This window comes from Lentimonas sp. CC4, assembly GCF_902728235.1.
Classification (GTDB): Bacteria; Verrucomicrobiota; Verrucomicrobiia; order Opitutales; family Coraliomargaritaceae; genus Lentimonas.
Genome location: NZ_CACVBO010000001.1, coordinates 1,552,501 through 1,569,272 on the forward strand (window position 1 = coordinate 1,552,501; position 16,772 = coordinate 1,569,272).

The 16,772-nt window shown below is 50.6% G+C and carries 17 protein-coding genes and 1 other RNA gene; 9 read left to right on the forward strand and 9 right to left on the reverse strand.

What is annotated here, in order from left to right:
- Positions 1-245 precede the first annotated feature (245 nt).
- Positions 246-1,772 (reverse strand): glycine--tRNA ligase, encoded by a 1,527-nt coding sequence (locus GZZ87_RS06820; RefSeq protein ID WP_162028060.1) that lies wholly within the window; start codon positions 1,770-1,772, stop codon positions 246-248.
- Between the two features lie 112 nt (positions 1,773-1,884).
- On the opposite strand from GZZ87_RS06820, the gene GZZ87_RS06825 reads away from it, so the two are divergent.
- Positions 1,885-2,607 carry a lysophospholipid acyltransferase family protein gene (locus tag GZZ87_RS06825; protein ID WP_162028059.1) on the forward strand — a complete coding sequence of 241 codons (723 nt, stop codon included), beginning with the start codon at positions 1,885-1,887 and terminating at the stop codon, positions 2,605-2,607.
- A gap of 132 nt (positions 2,608-2,739) precedes the next feature.
- On the opposite strand, the gene GZZ87_RS19670 is transcribed toward GZZ87_RS06825, so the two are convergent.
- The 8 genes from GZZ87_RS19670 to ppk2 form a co-directional block, all read right to left on the reverse strand.
- Positions 2,740-3,204 carry a hypothetical protein gene (locus GZZ87_RS19670; protein ID WP_178092138.1) on the reverse strand — a complete coding sequence of 155 codons (465 nt, stop codon included), beginning with the start codon at positions 3,202-3,204 and terminating at the stop codon, positions 2,740-2,742.
- Positions 3,205-3,388: 184 nt separating this feature from the next.
- Positions 3,389-4,027, reverse strand: a complete 639-nt coding sequence (gene phoU / locus GZZ87_RS06835; protein ID WP_162028058.1) for a phosphate signaling complex protein PhoU — start codon at positions 4,025-4,027, stop codon at positions 3,389-3,391.
- A gap of 46 nt (positions 4,028-4,073) precedes the next feature.
- Complete coding sequence (gene pstB / locus GZZ87_RS06840; RefSeq protein WP_162028057.1) at positions 4,074-4,874, reverse strand: phosphate ABC transporter ATP-binding protein PstB; 801 nt, start codon at positions 4,872-4,874, stop codon at positions 4,074-4,076.
- 50 nt (positions 4,875-4,924) lie between these two features.
- Entirely contained in the window at positions 4,925-6,130 is a 1,206-nt protein-coding gene (pstA, locus tag GZZ87_RS06845) for a phosphate ABC transporter permease PstA (RefSeq protein ID WP_162028056.1), read from the reverse strand.
- Between the two features lie 29 nt (positions 6,131-6,159).
- Positions 6,160-7,932 carry a phosphate ABC transporter permease subunit PstC gene (pstC, locus tag GZZ87_RS06850; RefSeq protein WP_162028055.1) on the reverse strand — a complete coding sequence of 591 codons (1,773 nt, stop codon included), beginning with the start codon at positions 7,930-7,932 and terminating at the stop codon, positions 6,160-6,162.
- A gap of 145 nt (positions 7,933-8,077) precedes the next feature.
- A complete protein-coding gene (locus GZZ87_RS06855) occupies positions 8,078-8,905 on the reverse strand; it encodes a phosphate ABC transporter substrate-binding protein (RefSeq protein ID WP_162028054.1) in 828 nt (275 codons plus the stop codon).
- A 96-nt stretch (positions 8,906-9,001) separates the two neighbouring features.
- On the reverse strand, positions 9,002-10,138 hold the full coding sequence (locus GZZ87_RS06860) for a porin (protein WP_162028053.1): 1,137 nt from the start codon (positions 10,136-10,138) through the stop codon (positions 9,002-9,004).
- Between the two features lie 361 nt (positions 10,139-10,499).
- Entirely contained in the window at positions 10,500-11,393 is an 894-nt protein-coding gene (gene ppk2 / locus GZZ87_RS06865) for a polyphosphate kinase 2 (RefSeq protein WP_162028052.1), read from the reverse strand.
- 214 nt (positions 11,394-11,607) lie between these two features.
- Here ppk2 and rnpB point away from each other — a divergent pair.
- From rnpB to GZZ87_RS06905, 8 genes are all read left to right on the forward strand, one after another.
- Positions 11,608-11,991, forward strand: an RNA gene (rnpB, locus tag GZZ87_RS06870) — RNase P RNA component class A.
- A gap of 167 nt (positions 11,992-12,158) precedes the next feature.
- Positions 12,159-12,416, forward strand: coding sequence for a 30S ribosomal protein S20 (gene rpsT, locus GZZ87_RS06875; RefSeq protein WP_162028051.1), 258 nt, complete (start codon positions 12,159-12,161; stop codon positions 12,414-12,416).
- Positions 12,417-12,495: 79 nt separating this feature from the next.
- Positions 12,496-13,323, forward strand: coding sequence for a pseudouridine synthase (locus GZZ87_RS06880; protein ID WP_162028050.1), 828 nt, complete (start codon positions 12,496-12,498; stop codon positions 13,321-13,323).
- Between the two features lie 93 nt (positions 13,324-13,416).
- The gene (locus GZZ87_RS06885) at positions 13,417-13,512 is read left to right on the forward strand and encodes an AURKAIP1/COX24 domain-containing protein (protein ID WP_155417653.1); all 96 of its coding nucleotides are present in this window, start codon (positions 13,417-13,419) and stop codon (positions 13,510-13,512) included.
- Between the two features lie 404 nt (positions 13,513-13,916).
- Positions 13,917-14,966 (forward strand): hypothetical protein, encoded by a 1,050-nt coding sequence (locus GZZ87_RS06890; RefSeq protein WP_162028049.1) that lies wholly within the window; start codon positions 13,917-13,919, stop codon positions 14,964-14,966.
- On the forward strand, positions 14,959-15,597 hold the full coding sequence (locus GZZ87_RS06895) for a hypothetical protein (protein WP_162028048.1): 639 nt from the start codon (positions 14,959-14,961) through the stop codon (positions 15,595-15,597). Before GZZ87_RS06890 ends, GZZ87_RS06895 begins: the two co-directional genes overlap by 8 nt.
- The gene (locus tag GZZ87_RS06900) at positions 15,594-16,169 is read left to right on the forward strand and encodes a hypothetical protein (RefSeq protein ID WP_162028047.1); all 576 of its coding nucleotides are present in this window, start codon (positions 15,594-15,596) and stop codon (positions 16,167-16,169) included. Before GZZ87_RS06895 ends, GZZ87_RS06900 begins: the two co-directional genes overlap by 4 nt.
- Positions 16,170-16,182: 13 nt before the next feature.
- Positions 16,183-16,740, forward strand: coding sequence for a hypothetical protein (locus GZZ87_RS06905; protein ID WP_162028046.1), 558 nt, complete (start codon positions 16,183-16,185; stop codon positions 16,738-16,740).
- Positions 16,741-16,772: the final 32 nt, after the last annotated feature.

Consider the following 16,772-nt stretch of genomic DNA (forward strand, 5'->3'; position numbering starts at 1 on the left):
GAGAGATGGCCTTGTTAGTCTGGGGCATTTGCTTCAGTTGCTGCTGAACCTGGATAAAACGCGGGTATTGTTCAGGGAGCGATATCGCTTTGTGTGCATGTGGTGTCTGGTGGGTGCGCGGTTGTCGGCAAGCAACCCCCCTACGGATTTAGACTGAGGCCGGAAAGCGCTTCTACTGTATCGCACAAAAAATCCCGCAGCCTGGCGGCGTGCGGGATTTCGAAAGTGTTCGATGTCAGTTCGACTTAACCGTCGATCTGCTCTTCGAGGAAGGCGATCAGTTCGTCTTCGCTCACGCGGCGTTGTTCGCAGGTGTCGCGGTCGCGTAGGGTGACGGTGCCGTCTTTCTCGATGGTGTCGAAGTCGATGGTGATGCCGAACGGTGTGCCGATCTCATCTTGGCGACGGTAGCGGCGGCCGATGGCTCCGGATGCATCGTAGAAGACGTTCCAGCGGCGTTGGAGTTTCTTGTAGAGTGCTTGTGCGCGTTCAACCAGTTCAGGCTTGTTCTTGAGCAGAGGGAAGATCGCGGCTTTGACCGGTGCGATCTTCGGGCTGAATTTGAGCAGTGTGCGCTTCTCGACTTTGCCCTTGTCGTTGGGCACTTCGTCTTCGGTGTAAGCGGCGCTGAGCACGGCGAGGATGGTGCGGTCCACACCGAGCGATGGCTCGATGACGTGTGGCACGTATTTCTCTTTCGCGGCTTCGTCGAAGATGGTCATCGACTTGCCAGAGTGCTCTTGGTGCTGCTTTAGATCGTAGTCGCCGCGGCATGCAATACCCCATAGTTCTTGTTCACCATGCGGGAACTGAAACATAAGGTCGGTGGTGGCTTGCGAGTAGAATGCGAGCTTATCCTCCGGGTGAATGTCTTCGGTGATGCCTTCACGAGGTAGGCCGATGGATACGAGCCAGTCAATGCAGGTATCGATCCATTCGCGGTGGAGCGTCTTCCAGTCGGCGTTGGGTGAGATGAAGTATTCGATCTCCATTTGCTCGAACTCACGTGAGCGGAAGATGAAGTTGCGCGGTGTGATCTCGTTGCGGAACGCTTTACCGATTTGGGCGATGCCGAAAGGGATTTTTACGCGACCAGTATCGACGATGTTCTTGTAGTTGGCGAAGATGCCTTGTGCGGTTTCTGGGCGGAGGTAAGCAACTGCAGAGTCGTCAGCGAGTGGGCCGACCTTGGTTTCGAACATGAGCTTGAACTCACGTGGCGCGGTCAATGAGCCTGGCTTGCCTGTGGCAGGGGAAGGGATGAGGTCATACTCTTCTGGCTTCGATTCGGTGTAATCCTTGAGGACGATCGCTTCGAGTTCACCTTGCTTGCCGGCCTTACGCTTGAGCGTGGCTGCGGCTTTCTCGGCAACTTCCTGTTGCTCTGGGCATTCGACGACGGAGACGTAGCCAATGGTTTCGCTTTCGACGATAACGGGTGCGAAGAAGAGTTGGTCTGCGCGGTAGCGGAGCTTGGACTCTTTACAGTCGACCATCGGATCCGAGAACCCATCGACGTGGCCGGAGGCTTTCCAGATGTCCGGATGCATGATGATCGTCGAGTCGAGGCCTTCGATGTCGTCGCGGCGTTGCACCATGTCGCGCCACCAGGCTTGCTTGATGTTGTTGCGCAGTTCGACGCCGAGCGGGCCGTAATCGTAAAAACCATTATAGCCGCCGTAAATTTCGGAGGAGGGAAAGATGAAGCCGCGGCGCTTACAGAGGCCGACGATTTCTTCCATGAGACTATCACTGGATGCTTTTGCTGTCATAAGTCGCCAAAAGATGGAGTTTTGAATTATTGGGTCAAGGTTGGAAAGTGCGCTGCGCTAGGCGAATACTGGCATTGCAACGGGCGCAGAATATGCATTTATCATTTGCATAATGGATGAAGCACAGACAACTGAGACGAAGGCACCCACATCGAACGAGACAAAGGCACCTAGAGAGTTAGAAGGGGCGTCGCGTATTGCGATGGGGATCTTCGGATTTTTTTTGCGAATGTGGACGCGGAGCTTGCGCTTTCATTTCGGTGACGATGTGCGGGCATTTTTGGATAAGCCGGCGCAGCCTGCTGTGGTGATTTTATGGCACAATCGCATCTTGTTGGCGCCTGAGCTATATCGGCGCTACTTGCCCGATCGTAAGATGGCTGGCTTGATTAGTGCTAGTAGTGACGGCGCGTGGTTGGCTGGTTTTTTCGAGCAACTTGGGATTAAGCCAGTTCGCGGTTCACGTCATGGTCGTGGAATGCAGGCGTTTCGTGAATTGCTGAAGGTGAGCCGTGCTGGGTATGACATCGGGATTACGCCGGATGGTTCACGTGGCCCGATTTATGATATGAAGGCAGGTGCGGCGACACTCGCTGTGCGTGGTGGGGCACCGATTCTATTGCTGTCTTATAATTACACACGCGCCTGGCGTTTGAAGAGCTGGGATCGTTTTTATATCCCAGTGCCGTTTAGCCGAATCAATGTCCGCGTGGACGATGTCGGTTCAGGTAAAGAGTTGGCAGGGGGGGATCCTAAGAAAGCAGCTGTGCTGTTAAGAGAACGAATGATGGCGATCACTGAGGACGATGAGTATTTCAATGCTCAGCAGGATTAGGTCCTTCGGAGCGTTTGGGAGATGCGATAAGGTGGCGTAGTAAAGACCCGAGTATTAAATGTATTTGGACACAAAAAAGCCCTCGTCGGAAGTCGAGGGCTTTTGTTTAGAATGATGTCGAGTCGACAGTAATTACCAAACGAATGTTGGTGAGCTAATGGATTCGCTACCAGCTTCGAGAGTGATGTTTTCACCTTCGGCCCAAAGTTCGTCGTTGATGAGGAACTTGAAGGTAACGTTGCCCTTCTTCGTGCTCTTGAGTGCCCACTCGTATGGAGTGGTGTTTTCAAGTGCAGTGCCTTTTGTCCAGCTGAGGCCAGCGCCTTCGCCGCGAACGTAGAGTGCGTTGCCGAAACCAACATCGACACGTGCGATGATGCTGGTTGTCGCTGCTTTCTTTTGGGAAGCAGGTGCCTTTTTCGCAGGAGCAGCTTTTTTAGGAGCTGCCGCTTTTTTTGCGGGTGCCTTTTTCGCCGCTACTTTTTTTACAGGTGCCTTTTTCGCCGCTACTTTTTTCGCCGCTACTTTTTTTACAGGTGCCTTTTTCGCCGCTACTTTTTTAGCAGGTGCTTTTTTAGTTGTTGTTTTTTTAGCCATAAGACTGATCTTTTCGAATTTAACTGAGTTTAGGTAGTCGGAAGTTACAGCGTTATTAAAATACGCTATTAATTTCAACGCGACCTACATAGCAGAATGAAGGCCAAAAAGATACAGAAATATTCATTTAGTCCCAAAACCTGCAAAAAACAGTCAAAATTCGATGCCTATACGTATTGTTGACTTAGGAACCGTGGAGTAAGTAGATCGTTTCTTCGGCTAAGTTTTTAGCGTGATCGGCTATGCGTTCGATCGATTTCGAAATGAAGATCGTCTCGAAGCGTGTGGATGCTTCAGTGGTGTCACCTTCGCTGCCTGTTGCGAGTGCTTTGAAGTTTTTCTTGTTGAGGCGATCGACTTCTTTGTCCCGACTTATGACGTCTTGGGCTAAGTCGACATCTTCTTCGATGAATGCAGTGATTGCGTCTTGTAGCATTTTACAAGTTAGGTCGCTCATTTCTTCGATGCTGACTGCGTTCTCGACTTGGCCATCACGCACTAGAATGTTGCGAGCACGTTTAGCAATACTGTGTGCTTCGTCGCCAGCGCGTTCAAGGTCATGGCTAGCTTTAATCGCGACAAGGATGAAGCGCACGTCACTAGATACAGGTGAACGTAGTGTGATGTAGCGGACGGAAGCTTGGTCAATCGTGGCTTCCATCTTATCGATCTCATCATCTAGTGTGAGTGCGTGCTCTACTTTTTGTAGGTCATTGGTCAGGAAGCCGTCGATCGCAAGCTTTGCTGCGTTATTTGCTTTTTCTCCGATGAGGATGAGTTTGGATCGAAGGTCTTCGAGTTCGTGGTGGAAGTAGCGTTTCATGGTATATGTATCTGGTAAGTTTTGTAATTTATGCGTTCTGCTTGGGTTAACCAAAACGTCCTGAAATATAGGCTTCGGTCTGTGTGTCGCGGGGGTTCATGAAGATTTGGTCGGTTTGTCCGTATTCGATGAGTTTACCGAGATAGAAGAATGCGGTGCGGTCGGAGACACGTGCGGCTTGTTGCATGCTGTGTGTTACGATGACGATAGTGTAGTCTTTCTTGAGTTCGTGGATCAGTTCTTCGACTTTTGCGGTTGCGATGGGGTCGAGCGCTGAGCAGGGCTCATCCATGAGCAAAATCTTAGGCTGCACGGCGAGGGCTCGGGCTATGCAGAGGCGTTGCTGCTGGCCGCCTGACATGCCGAGCGCACTTTCACTTAGGCGGTCTTTGACTTCGTCCCATAGCGCAGCGCTGCGTAGGCAGCGTTCGACGACTTCATCTAAGGTGCTTTTCTTTTTCACGCCTTGGATGCGTAGGCCGTAGGCGATGTTATCGTAGATCGACTTCGGGAACGGGTTTGACTTTTGGAAGACCATGCCGACGTGTTTGCGCAGTTCGATAACGTCGACCTCTTTATCGTATATGTTAACGTCACTGATTTGAATTTCGCCAGTTTTGATTCGGGCGATGTCGATCAGATCGTTCATGCGATTGAAGCAGCGTAGGAAGGTCGATTTTCCGCAGCCGGAGGGGCCGATGAATGCGGTGACTTCCTTCTCGTTAATATCCATGTTGATATTGAAAAGTGCCTGTGAGTCTCCGTATGCGAAATCGAAATTACGGATCTTAATGATGGGCGTGCCTGTGCCTTCGCCTGCGATTGTGCTGTTAGATGCTGTGCTCATTATTGTTTATGCAAATTGGAAAATAGAAACTAAAGGGGAATGTGCAGGGACTACCACTTGTATTTTTTACGGACTTGGATACGTAGGATGATACTACTGAGTGCAAAGAAGCCAACGATCAGTAGAAATACGAATGCGGCGCCATACTGCATGTTGCGGGTATATTCGTTTTGTGGGATCTTAGAGCTGACGACATAGATGTGGTAGGGGAGAGCCATTACGCCTTGGAAGAAGAAGTCGGTTGGCTTTGCCAGGCCTTCCCATGGGAGTTGGTCGCGTAGTGCGAATGCGGCAGTAAACATGATGGGGGCGGTTTCGCCTGCGACACGGGCAACACCCATAATGGAGGAGGTTAAGATGCCGGGCAGCGCGTAGGGCAGCACGTTGGTGCGGACGCTTGTCCACTTCGATGCGCCGAGTGCGAGTGAGCCTTCACGGAAGCCTTTGGGGATGGCGCGCATGGATTCTTCGCTGGCAGCGATGATCACGGGGAGTGCCATAATAGCGAGAGTGAACCAGCCTGCGAGGAGCGAGACACCCCAGCCGAAGAAGAGCACGAACATGCCGAAGCCGAATAAGCCGAAGACAATGGATGGCACGCCGGAGAGGTTGAGCACCGAGAGGCGAATGAGCTGTAGCGTTTTTCCAGGGCGGCTGTATTCGCTCAGAAAGATGGCGCAGAGGATCCCGAGGATGAGTGCGATGGTGATAGAGCCGGCGACGAGTAGGCAGGTGCCGACGATCGCGGGGCCAATGCCGCCGCCGCTGTAGGCGTAATTACTGTATACATATTGATCACTTGATGGTTCTTCGGTGAGTGCGCGGTAGTCGTTGTCTCCATACATCAAACGATTGGCTTTGCGTTCTATATCGAGCGCAGTGATTTTCTCTTCCAATGCTTTGATTTGTGCTTCGAGTTCACTGGAGGCTCCTGTTTCGCCTGAACCAAGGTTGCGGCTTTCGGCTTGGAGCGAGAGGATTTTGGCTTTGGAGGTCTTTAGCTCTGCATCGATTTCTTTGGGTTCGAAGACGTGTAGGGTCTGTGGCTTTTCAGTTAGAAATGCGACGTTGATGAAGGGAGCCTTGGTGGTGAAGACCGCCTTGGAGCCGTTGATCGTAATGTCTAAGAACAGATAGCCTGCGCAGAGAATGACGAAATACGTGGCGAGGCGAAACGACCATGAGGTGATCGTTTCGATCGTCGACGTCATCGATGGGCGTTTAGAGAAAATGTGAGAATTCTTGGGTGTGCTCATGGCAAAGTGCAGTTGAGTAGTCGCAGTGATTAACTTTCGAGCTTACTATATTTTTTGACGATCCATTGGGCGCCATAGTTGATCAGTAGCGATGCAAAGAATAAGACGATGCCGACCATAAAGAGTGCACGGTAGTGGAGACTGCCGTGCACGACTTCGCCCATTTCTTGAGCGATGATGCCGGTCATGGTGTGGACGGGTTCGAAGAAGACGCCGGGGCCAGAGGTGAAGTCTGGGATCTTGATACGATTACCTGCGCAGAGTAGCACGACCATGGTTTCGCCGATCACACGACCGAAGCCCAGCATGATGGCGGAAATGATGCCGGAGAGTGCAGTGGGCACGATCACACGCATGGTGGTTTGCAAGCGGGTCGCTCCCATTGCAAAGGACGCTTCTTTGAAGTGACGTGGGACGTTGTTGATCGCGTCTTCTGCGAGTGTGAAGATCGTGGGGATTGCCATTAGGGCGAGCAGGCAACCTGCAGTGAATGCGTTGAGGCGCTCTTGCACTGGGAAGAAGGGCACCCATGAGAGGGCATCCACTTGAGAGAGTAGGCGGATGGCCTCGCCAAACACCACGACCCCGAAAAAGCCGATGACGACGGAGGGAATCGCTGAGATGAACTCAATGTAAGGCTTGATGAAGTTACGCTCTGTCGGGCCTGCAATTTGATTGACGTAGATGGCTGCTCCGACGCCGAAGGGCACTGCGAAGAAGAGTGCGATTGATGAAATGAGCAGGGAGCCTGTAATTAGGGGCAGGAGACCATACCAGTCTTGTTGGTCACTGGCCGTGACCCAGTTTTTCCCCGTGAGGAATGCGCCGAGTGCGCGCGAATTGGAGATGGGTTCGTGCGGGTTCCAGCTTGCTAGCTTGTTGAGGTGTGAGGGGACTTGGCTGATGTATAGTGCGTTTAGCTCTGTGAATGTTTCGATACGTTTATCAAGGGCTGCGCTGTTGAAGTCGATCGCGTCTGCACTTGCGAGCAGTTCTTGGATTTTAACATCTAGTTCGTTGAGTATCTCTGTGTATTTTTCTTGGTCGCCTGTGACTTCGGCAATTGCGCTTTCATAGTCAACGGGGGTGATGCTTTGGGCGAGCGTCCGGTATTCGGCACCTAGTAGCTCAAGGTAAAGTGTGCGGTCATCTTGTGAGAGAGGTGCTGTGTCGCTCAACCCTTCTGCGCGTTCTGTTCGTCCCGATTCGCGTAGTAGGTGGGAGAATTTAGCAATGTCTTCAGCTTTTAAGCTGTAGGCGGCATCCTTGATGTTTGAGATTCGGGTGCTGTAGTTCTTAAGGGTATCGTTTAGATTTTGGTTGGTTGTGTTCTGATCGCGGACTTCGATCGCGATGTCCATTTTTTGTTTTACGAAACTGCGTAGGTTGGACCCGGCTCGTATATAACCCATAAAGAGTGCCTTCGCTTCAGGGCTGAAAACTTTTTTCGAAATTTCTGATTGAGAGAGGCCGTCTGCTTTGAGGTCGTTGATCCACTCTGTTTTGATGTCGTTTAAGTAGCGGTTGAGTTCTGTATAGTCGTCGCGCGACTCTTTGAGTATGTCGACGTATTCGAGCCCGGATTGGCGATACTCTTGCAGGCTCTTATGGTAGAGTCCCACGAATCCTGCGCCTTCCTTGAAGAGGAAAATAGTGATGAGGGCGAGCACGAGTATCGCGACCATGGCATTACTGCCGAAGAAGGTCTTGATGATGCTGTCGGAATCTTTGCCCATGAACAGGGCGCGTCGCTTGCTGAATGCGGGGGGCGAATTCTTGTTGTTTTGTGTGGGAGAAGCCATTGTGGGACGAAGATAGAAGTAGTAGCTAGTATGCCAAGTTTACAAAGACGGTGCTTCGTTACAATTGTGTGACGGCGTGTGAGCCAAAAACGGGTCGTTGCGGTGAGGCAACGACCCGTCGACTACATTGAAATGTGAAGTTGGCTTATTTAACAGGAAGGAAGTGCACGCGCTTCACGATCTCCTGGCCTTCTTTGCTGAGGCTGAAGTCGATGAACTGCTGAGTGATTGGGCTCAATGGCTTACTGCTGTTTGTCAGATAGTAAAGCGGGCGAGCGAGTGGATACTCCTTGGAGTCTGGTTCCGCTCCGTTGACTGGGAGGACTTTTACGCCTGGCGTTTGGATGTATGCGAGGCCGACATAGCCGATGCCGTTCGGGTTACTTGCGACTTCAGAGGCGATTTGCTCGTTGCCGGCCATCTTCTGTGTGTCGCTGCCATAGTTGCGGGAGTTCATTGCCATCTTTTGGAAGACGGCGTAGGTGCCGGACGATGTATTGCGAGTGTAGGCAGAGATGGTGCCAGTGTTGGTGCTGAGTGCAGACCAGTCGGTGACGTCACCAGAGAAGATCATTTCGATGTCTTCGAGGCTGATCTCGCTGAGTGGGCTGGCTTCGTTGACGATCAGTGCGATGCCGTCTTTAGCAACTGTGATGGTGTTCATTCCGACGCCCTTGGACTTCGCCTTTGCGATCTCCTTTTCCTTCGGGTCGCGAGATGACATGCCGATTTCAGCTGTGCCGTCGATTACGGAAGCGACGCCAGTTGAGGAGCCTTCAGCTGCAATTTCGAAAGCAACGTTGACGCCTTCTTTGGCCATCTTAGCTTTGAATGCTTCTGCGATTTGTGGCACCATTTTTGCGCCGAGTGTGTCGGAGCCCTTGATGACGATTGTTTCAGTCGCGCTGAGCGTTGTGCCGATTGTGAGTGCTGCTGCGATTGATGCGAGTTTGAGAAGTGATTGTGTTTTCATGTTATATAATTCGCTCTTATGAGCTATGTAAATGATAGCAGTAGTTTGTTACAAAGTGACGCCGCTGTCGTGACAACGGCGTCACAAAACAAACAACTACCAGGAAATGCGGATGCCAGACGTGAAGGTGACGCCTTCGTATGTATCCTTGTCTGTGAGTGTGTAGCTGACGCCGTTCTGCCACTTGAGCTTGTGGCCGTAGAAATACGTGTTGAGTCCGAGGTAAAACTCGTCAGCAGACTTTGTTTTGCCGGTTTGGACGTTTTTTGCGTATCTTGTAACGTTGAGGGTTTTTCCTCCAGATGAGTTCTCGATGTGCGTGTAGCTGGTTGCGATTTGGAATGTGTCGTTTAGATCGTAGAACGGCATGATTTGCAGTGCATAGACATCGTCGCCATCGTATCGCTGCGCATATGCGAGGTCAGTGTGGATGTGCTTTTTGCCATTGTCGTATTGGAAGGAGAGGGATGCTACGTGCTCATAAGCTGCTGTGCCGACGACATCGAGAGCATCGTTTTTGCTCGGCTCGTCTTGGTAGACGTAGTCGAGGCGAAGTAGGGCTTTGTCGACGTCGAGTTGCTCGGCGAAGTCGTAGCCAAGTGAAGTCAGGATGAAGTAGGAGTTGTCGAATGTTTGGTCGAACTCTTCGGTTTGCGTGTTGGAGAATACTCCAGCCTTCCACTGCCATTGGTCGACATCGCCGGAAGCGCCGACGCCTACGAAATACTCTTTACTGAACCAGATGTTGTCGCCGATGAGGCTGCGCTCGGTGCGGTAGAGTTTCTTCGAGGATGTGGCGCCGTCGAGTGTGAAGCCTGCGGATTGCTTGCCGAATTTTATTTTCCAGTCGTCGGTTGGGTGCCAAGCGATGTAGGCGTCGGTGAGTCCGTTGTAGAGTGGTTGTGGGTTGCGGAGGTTGAGGTCGGCTTCACTGTGGACGGTGAAGTCGTTGAAGACGTTGGCCTTAAAGCCTGCACGAGCGCGGCGCCAGGCGGTATTGCTGTCTGAGTCGTTGGTTTCATCATTCTCGGTCGTGAAGTAGTCCCCCTGGAGGCGTCCAGTGAAAGCAATTTTTTGGATGACGCTATTGTCCGAGTTCTTATAGAGTGTCGCGTGGCTCCAGATTGGATCAAGGTCATCCTTGAGGTCCGTGTTGAAGTCTGGGAGTGCGAACGCGCTGTTCGCGGCGAAGATGGCCGTAGTGAGGCCAAGGAGTTTTGTTGTTTTGTTCATATTGTGTTTGTTGTTTGGAAAAAAAAATCCCACGCCAAGTGGCGCATTTGTTTGAGCGGCGGAAGATACCCCGTGTCTGTGACGGAATTGTGGCTATATTGTTACAGTTGCGTGAACTGTGACGAAATTGCCGGAAATCGTAATTTCTGCCACGCGTCTTTACCTGTCTACTGAGGAGTTCCTGCTGTATTGGCTCGACTGAGATCGGGTATTGTCAGCTAGTCGTGGTCAGGGCAGGATTGATTGTTCCTGCGTTCTGGTTCGGGCGCTGCGAAGGCTTTACCTGCGTTGTGTGCGGGTGCATTCGTGTCTTTCGTGCTGCGCATTTGGCAGCTCGAGGTAAGTGCTGCTCTTCTATCTTTTAGAAGAGCTGCGGGACGATGATTTCGTCTGGGATCGGCGTGCGCGCATAGTCGTCATGGTGGACGCGTGTTGGTAGCTCTATTGGGTCACGGTCGACTTGTTGATAAGGCACTTGGCTGAGTAGGTGGGAGATGCAGTTTAGGCGAGCTCGCTTTTTATCGTCGGCTGGCACGATTCGCCATTGTGCTTCGGGGATGTGGGTCTTTTTGAGCATCACTTCCTTTGCTTTGGTATAATCCTCCCAGCGCTTACGTGCTTCGAGGTCCATTGGGCTGAGTTTCCACTGCTTGAGTGGGTCGTGGTTGCGGCAACTGAAGCGAAACTCTTGCTCTTCATCGCTGATGGAGAACCAGTATTTGATAATCTGTATACCAGAGCGGGTGAGCATTTTCTCAAACTCGGGGACGGAGCGGAAGAACTCTTGGTATTCTTCTTCGGTGCAGAACCCCATGACGCGTTCGACGCCGGCTCTGTTATACCAGCTGCGGTCGAAGAGCACGATTTCGCCTGCGGCAGGCAGGTGCTTGGCGTATCGTTGGAAATACCATTGAGTGCGCTCGCGCTTATTGGGAGTCGTGAGGGCTGCGACACGGCAGACGCGTGGATTGAGGCGCTGAGTGATACGCTTGATGACGCCGCCTTTACCCGCGGAGTCGCGCCCTTCAAAGAGGACAACGAGCTTGTGTCCTGATTCGACGACCCAGTCTTGTAGTCTGACGAGCTCGACTTGTAGTCGGTAGAGCTCTTTGAAGTAGCGTCGGCGAAACTCTGGGGAATGTGATTCACCCATTTCGTCTGCTTCACCAAATTCCATTTCAAGTTCCTCGTCGAATTGATCTACATATTCTTCGCGGATTCGGTTGAAGTGAGCGTTCAGCTGTTTGGTGTCCATGTTTGGTGAGAGTGGAGGAAAAAGGGGAGGCTGTCGACATAGGAGCCACTCTGTTACGAAATTGTCACAGTAGTGTGTCTGTCTGAATTTATCTACCATACGGCCGTATCGTATGGATATCCAGTGTTGTGAGATGTTTTTGCGTGTAAAAGAATCGTGTTTGAAATTCCCGCTTGCTGTTACGGTTTGGTTCGGCACTGTGCCGTGCGTCGACTTCGGCGTGTGGGCGTTCGCTTGTTCTTTCGGGGATGAGAGGAAAGTCCGGACACCGTAGGGCAGGAATCCCTGTGAAAGCGGGGGCGCGTGAGGGCAACCGAGCGTGACGGACAGTGTCACAGAAAATAACCGCCTCGGGCTTGCTTGAGGTAAGGGTGAAAAGGGGAGGTAAGAGCTCACCGCTCCAAAGGTAACAATGGAGGCTAGATAAACCCATTCCGGTGCAAGGCAAAATAGGGAATCTGGCGGCCCGTCTATGATTCCGGGTATGTCGCATCTCGCTTCGGCGGGAACTTCGCTTCGGCGGGGTAGATAAATGAACGCACAGCCAAACGCTTCGGCGGGCGGCGGACAAAATCCGGCTTACAGCACGTCGAGGTCGACACCTCTTTGAACTTCGAACGTTCAACATTGAACGCTGAATGTTGAATTTCATTGTTGTGCGATGGCTAGAGGCCCGTCACTGGCCTTCGACGTTTTTCGTCCTTTTCTCGCTTGACAGTTGTTTTTTGAGAATCCACTTTCCCGCCTCTTAACTTTTTTATAGACATGGCTAATACTAAATCAGCACTTAAATATATCCGTAAAACGGAGACTCGCACTCTACGTAACCGTCAGGTGAAGACTCGTCTCAAGACGCTTGCCAAGAAGGTTGAAATCGCTGTCGAAGCAAAGGACAAGGATGCACTTATTGCTGCGTCTAAGGACTACATCTCCGCCCTTGATAAGGCTGGCAAGATTGGCTTGGTGCATCATAATAAGATTGCTCGTCACAAAGCACGTTGTGCTGCGTTGATTGCTGCGTAAATTTTTATACCCCCACAAGTATGCCCTCGAATCGCTAGTCGGTTCGGGGGCATTTTGTATCAGGAGGCAATTATTGATTATGAGCCAAGCACGTAAGAAGAACTCAATTGGATTTCCTCCAGGCATGTTAGGTGATGCGCCTTTGCGCATGCCTGTGATTGGCGAGGCGGAGGGCTGGATTGCGGTCGAGAAGCCGACTGGTGTTGGAGTGCGTGAGTATCCATGGGATGCGGGAATTCCTGATATGGATGCTGCGTTAAATAAGCAATTGCAGGCGGAAAAGCCTGAATTGGTAAAGCGTGGCGCGACATTGTTCGGTTCGGCGTATTATCTCGATCCCGCGATTTCGGGTGTGGCGCTGTTCGCGAAAAATCGCGAAAGTTTGTCTGAATTGCGTAATTTGGTAGGTTCGGCTGAGTTGCAGTATCGCTTTTTGTTTGTGGCGAAGGCGGGCGTGTCGGGGCGTGCCCGTGAGGTTGTGGCGGATGCGCCGCTGTTGCCGCATAATACTAAGCCAAAGATGATTCCTTCCACTGCGAAGGGGAAGAAGGCTCGGACTGAATTTCGTTTATTGTCAGAGTCGAAGGCAGGGTGGGCTTTATGGGAGGCGACGACCTCTTTCATGCGCCCGCATCAGGTGCGTGTTCATGCTGCGGTGCACGAATTGGCAGTTTTGGGAGATGTGCTCTACGATGGCCCAGAGGCGCCTTTATTGAGTGAGCTTTTGCCGAATAAGCGCACTTCTGGGATTCGTTTCCCAGTGTTAGATGGGTTGGCTCTGCATTTGCGTGACGTAGTGTTACCCTCTGCTGCTGGCGAGATTTTGCTTCGTGCAGAGTTGCCGCGGCATCTTCGAGTCATGCTGCAGCGGATGCAATTGTCGCTTCCCGAGGGGGAGTCGTCTTAGGTGTAATTCTAGGAATGTCAGAAAACGCTTTACACCGTCGCATTTATTTGGCTCTTTAGAACTTTTCTCGATTAACACAGTATAAATATTTCCATGGGTAACCTTAAAAAGAAACGTCGTCTCAAGATGAACAACCACAAGCGTCGTAAGCGTTTGAAGTCCAATCGCCATAAGAAGCGCACTTGGTAATTTGTTTTACGATCTTCGAGTAATTGAACTCGTTTAGTATTTTTCAAAGCGACTCTCTGTTTCAGAGAGTCGCTTTTTTTGTTTGTGTGTCTTGCTCGTCGTTTTTCCGGTTTTTTGCTTACGGTTGTGGCTTTGCTGGTTGGTATTCGCGCGTTGGTGTTGTGTTGAGATGAAAGCGTAGGATGAGTGTTTGCTCGTTTGAGGGATTGATACGTGTATTCGCGTAGTGCGCCCTCTGAGGGGCTTCGTTTACTCGTGTCGGGCTACTACTCACTGACTTGTAAATATCCTTCTATTCGGCGTGTTTAAGGGCTTTGGTGGTTTTTTTATACTTGCTCGATGATTCTCAGAATGCCTAATTTAATACTTAGTTATTATGCCAGCCGATTTATTTAACCCCAAGCATGCTTAAACCTAAGACTAAAGGTCTCTATATTGATGTTTCTGAGTTCTCGATCCTCGCGGTGAGGACGTCCGGCTACAAGTTACCTATCGTTGTTGAAGAGGTTGCGGAGTTGCCGATTGCTGCGGATTGTCATCCTGACGATGTGCGTGCATTTTTGGAGCAGCTTGTTGATTTTAAAGGCGCTAGCTATTATGTCGCGCGTTGTGGTGTGTATCCAAAGGGCCGCTTCTTGCGTTATTATGAGGCCGAGTCGGCCGCTAAGGTGAAGAAGCCTGAGTTTTTGTCAGGGATATTGCAGTCGGAGTTTAATGTCGATCCAGTGACAAGTAGTGTGTCGATCTTGGATGCACGGGATGGTTCGGATTTAGAGATTGAAAAGGGCTTGGCCAAGGCTCTGGTTTTTTGCGGTGCGCCAGCGGCCGCGTTTCAAGAGGTTCAAGATCAGATGTTGTCCTATGGGGTATACCCTGATCGGTTAGAGTTGTCTTCTGCAGCCACTCTAGGTGGTGTGTGTGATTATGCTCGGTTTAATCGGCTGGATGCTCCGATTATGTGTGTTGAGCTCACTTCTGAAGTTGCGAATGTATTTATTATCAATCGCGGTCAAGTTGACGTGGCTCGCCCTGTTCCTTTTGGTCTGGATAGTATTTATCCCCTCTTGCAACGTGAACTGGGGCTTAAGGATGAGGCATCCGCGCGAAAGCTTTTTTATTCAAATACCTTTGATTTTGCTGAGATGGGGCCGAAGTTGCTGCGGCGCATGGTTAAGGAGTTACAGGCGACCGCTGGTTTTTACGAGGTGCAGACTGGTCAGACGATTGACCGTGTGTTCCTAGGAGTGCTTCCGCAGAATTTGAGTTGGATCGCTAAAACCGTATCCGACTCGTTGGGGATTGAGATTTTGCAGCCGAATCTCGAAGCATGGTTAGAGGGGCTCAATGTGAAATTGGGCGATGGAGTGGAGATCGCGAATTTTGGGTCTAGGTGGCTCGGCGTATTTAGTCTTATGTGTGAATTTCATTTGAGGGAGGAGGTTGCGGGTGAGTAAGCGAGATATACAACCATACTGGCGACCGGATTTTAAAATTCAGTCGACTCTTCCTGACATTAAGGTCATCCGAACTGATTTTATCATTAATTCTGTTGCTGTGGCGTTGGCAATGCTCGCGGTGTTTACGTTATTGAAGGGAGAGTATCGGGCTCATGTTTTACGCGGATCGATCACTGCTATGGAAGAGCGGATTGAGGCTGCGCAAGCCGCTGATAGTCAGAGCCTGAAGGAGAGTGCGCACTTTCGTCAATCAGCTCAAAGTGTGGTGGAGTTGCAGCGCTTTTTTCGTGCGCCGTTCATTGCTCATGAGTTGTTGGCCGAGTTGTCGGTATTGAAGCCAGATAGTTCGGCAGTTTTATCTCGAATGACGTTATCTGAGTCGGTCAATAAGCAGAAGGATGGGGCTAAGATGGGATATGAAATTGCGATAGTCGGAGAAGTTGAAGATCTGGCGGTGTTGACTGAGTTCAAAGGTGCGCTGCAATCATCCCCGTCGTTAAATCCCGAGGGTTTTATTGTTGTTGTTGATGAGAGCCTGGGCCGGCGTGATACTAATACAGGTATTATCCCATTCAAAGTATCGATTTCATTGACTGCTAAGGCTTCGACAAAAGGAGGTAAGGGATGAATCAAATAATGGAGAAGCTAAAGCAGTATCCCATCGCGATTTTTGGTGCCGTGGTCCTTCTGGTGTGCGCAGTAGTTATCTTTTTGCGGGGTAGTGTTGTTGATGAATTGACGGCCAAAGAGGATGAGTTGTTTGGTCGCCTTCGGACTATCAGTAGTAATGCAAAAAATTCGAAAGACCTAGAGCAGCACGTTGAGTTGATCGATCGTTATGTTGCTTCAATCGATGAGCGGCTGTTTAGCAGAGCGCAGCGTTCCATTAATACTGATTACTTTTACTCTTTTGAGGATGATTTGGATATTCTAATTTCGGATGTGAGCCAGACGTCTGCAGTGGCCCCATCGCTAATCAAAGGCGGGCCGAATGCGTTGAAGCTGTATTCGGCGATTTCCTATGATGTGAGGGTGGATGGTCGCTTTCAGGATATTCTCGAATTCCTATATGAGATTCATAAGGCGGATGCGCTCATGCGTGTCACAGACTTTGATGTTAGTGCGGCTATGGGGGCAGCTGACTCAGTCGTAGATCTTACCGCGAAGTTGCGTATCGTGGTCCTCGCAGAAAAGGAATAAAATAAGGAACGTTATGAAAAAAACATACTTTTTGTTACTTTGCGCTAACCTCTTTCTCGGAGCCTCTCTTTGCGCTGAAACTCCTGAGATTAAATTATCTGGTTCCAAGGATCGTGTCTTGGCACATCCCGTGCGTATTTCTGTTTTGGATGTCGCTGAAACTTATCTGAGCCAAGGTGATTCAGACTTCGCTGCATTGCTGAAGACGCTTGATAGTCCCTACGGCGCTGAAGCGCCGGAAGTGGTTGTTGCTGTAGAGGAGCAGGCTCCAGTGGCTGAAGCTGTTGCCTACGATGATGCTTCTGTTCTTGAAGCCATTGGCCTTAAATTTGCGATTCAAGTGCGTGGCACCCTAGAAAAAGGTGGCCAGAATTATTTACAACTTCAAGGAGGCGGCTTGTTGAAGTCTGGAACTAGTTTTCCTGCGAACATTCCTGAGATCAAGGATCAGACTTTTACTATAACCGTGTCAGATATTTCATCTCGCGGATATACTCTCAGTATGGGGACGAGCACTTTTCCTGTGTCATTCTATGGATCGACTGGCGCAACCAAGGACTCCGGTCAGTAGTTAACCTTTTTTTAGTATATAACGAATCATCA

What these genes read in the sequence shown, in the direction of transcription:
- GZZ87_RS06820 (WP_162028060.1), bottom strand. Translation starts at nt 1,772, where the DNA reads ATGACAGCAAAAGCATCCAGTGATAGTCTCATGGAAGAAATCGTCGGC.
- GZZ87_RS06825 (WP_162028059.1), top strand. Translation starts at nt 1,885, where the DNA reads ATGGATGAAGCACAGACAACTGAGACGAAGGCACCCACATCGAACGAG.
- GZZ87_RS19670 (WP_178092138.1), bottom strand. Translation starts at nt 3,204, where the DNA reads ATGGCTAAAAAAACAACAACTAAAAAAGCACCTGCTAAAAAAGTAGCG.
- phoU (WP_162028058.1), bottom strand. Translation starts at nt 4,027, where the DNA reads ATGAAACGCTACTTCCACCACGAACTCGAAGACCTTCGATCCAAACTC.
- pstB (WP_162028057.1), bottom strand. Translation starts at nt 4,874, where the DNA reads ATGAGCACAGCATCTAACAGCACAATCGCAGGCGAAGGCACAGGCACG.
- pstA (WP_162028056.1), bottom strand. Translation starts at nt 6,130, where the DNA reads ATGAGCACACCCAAGAATTCTCACATTTTCTCTAAACGCCCATCGATG.
- pstC (WP_162028055.1), bottom strand. Translation starts at nt 7,932, where the DNA reads ATGGCTTCTCCCACACAAAACAACAAGAATTCGCCCCCCGCATTCAGC.
- GZZ87_RS06855 (WP_162028054.1), bottom strand. Translation starts at nt 8,905, where the DNA reads ATGAAAACACAATCACTTCTCAAACTCGCATCAATCGCAGCAGCACTC.
- GZZ87_RS06860 (WP_162028053.1), bottom strand. Translation starts at nt 10,138, where the DNA reads ATGAACAAAACAACAAAACTCCTTGGCCTCACTACGGCCATCTTCGCC.
- ppk2 (WP_162028052.1), bottom strand. Translation starts at nt 11,393, where the DNA reads ATGGACACCAAACAGCTGAACGCTCACTTCAACCGAATCCGCGAAGAA.
- rpsT (WP_162028051.1), top strand. Translation starts at nt 12,159, where the DNA reads ATGGCTAATACTAAATCAGCACTTAAATATATCCGTAAAACGGAGACT.
- GZZ87_RS06880 (WP_162028050.1), top strand. Translation starts at nt 12,496, where the DNA reads ATGAGCCAAGCACGTAAGAAGAACTCAATTGGATTTCCTCCAGGCATG.
- GZZ87_RS06885 (WP_155417653.1), top strand. Translation starts at nt 13,417, where the DNA reads ATGGGTAACCTTAAAAAGAAACGTCGTCTCAAGATGAACAACCACAAG.
- GZZ87_RS06890 (WP_162028049.1), top strand. Translation starts at nt 13,917, where the DNA reads ATGCTTAAACCTAAGACTAAAGGTCTCTATATTGATGTTTCTGAGTTC.
- GZZ87_RS06900 (WP_162028047.1), top strand. Translation starts at nt 15,594, where the DNA reads ATGAATCAAATAATGGAGAAGCTAAAGCAGTATCCCATCGCGATTTTT.
- GZZ87_RS06905 (WP_162028046.1), top strand. Translation starts at nt 16,183, where the DNA reads ATGAAAAAAACATACTTTTTGTTACTTTGCGCTAACCTCTTTCTCGGA.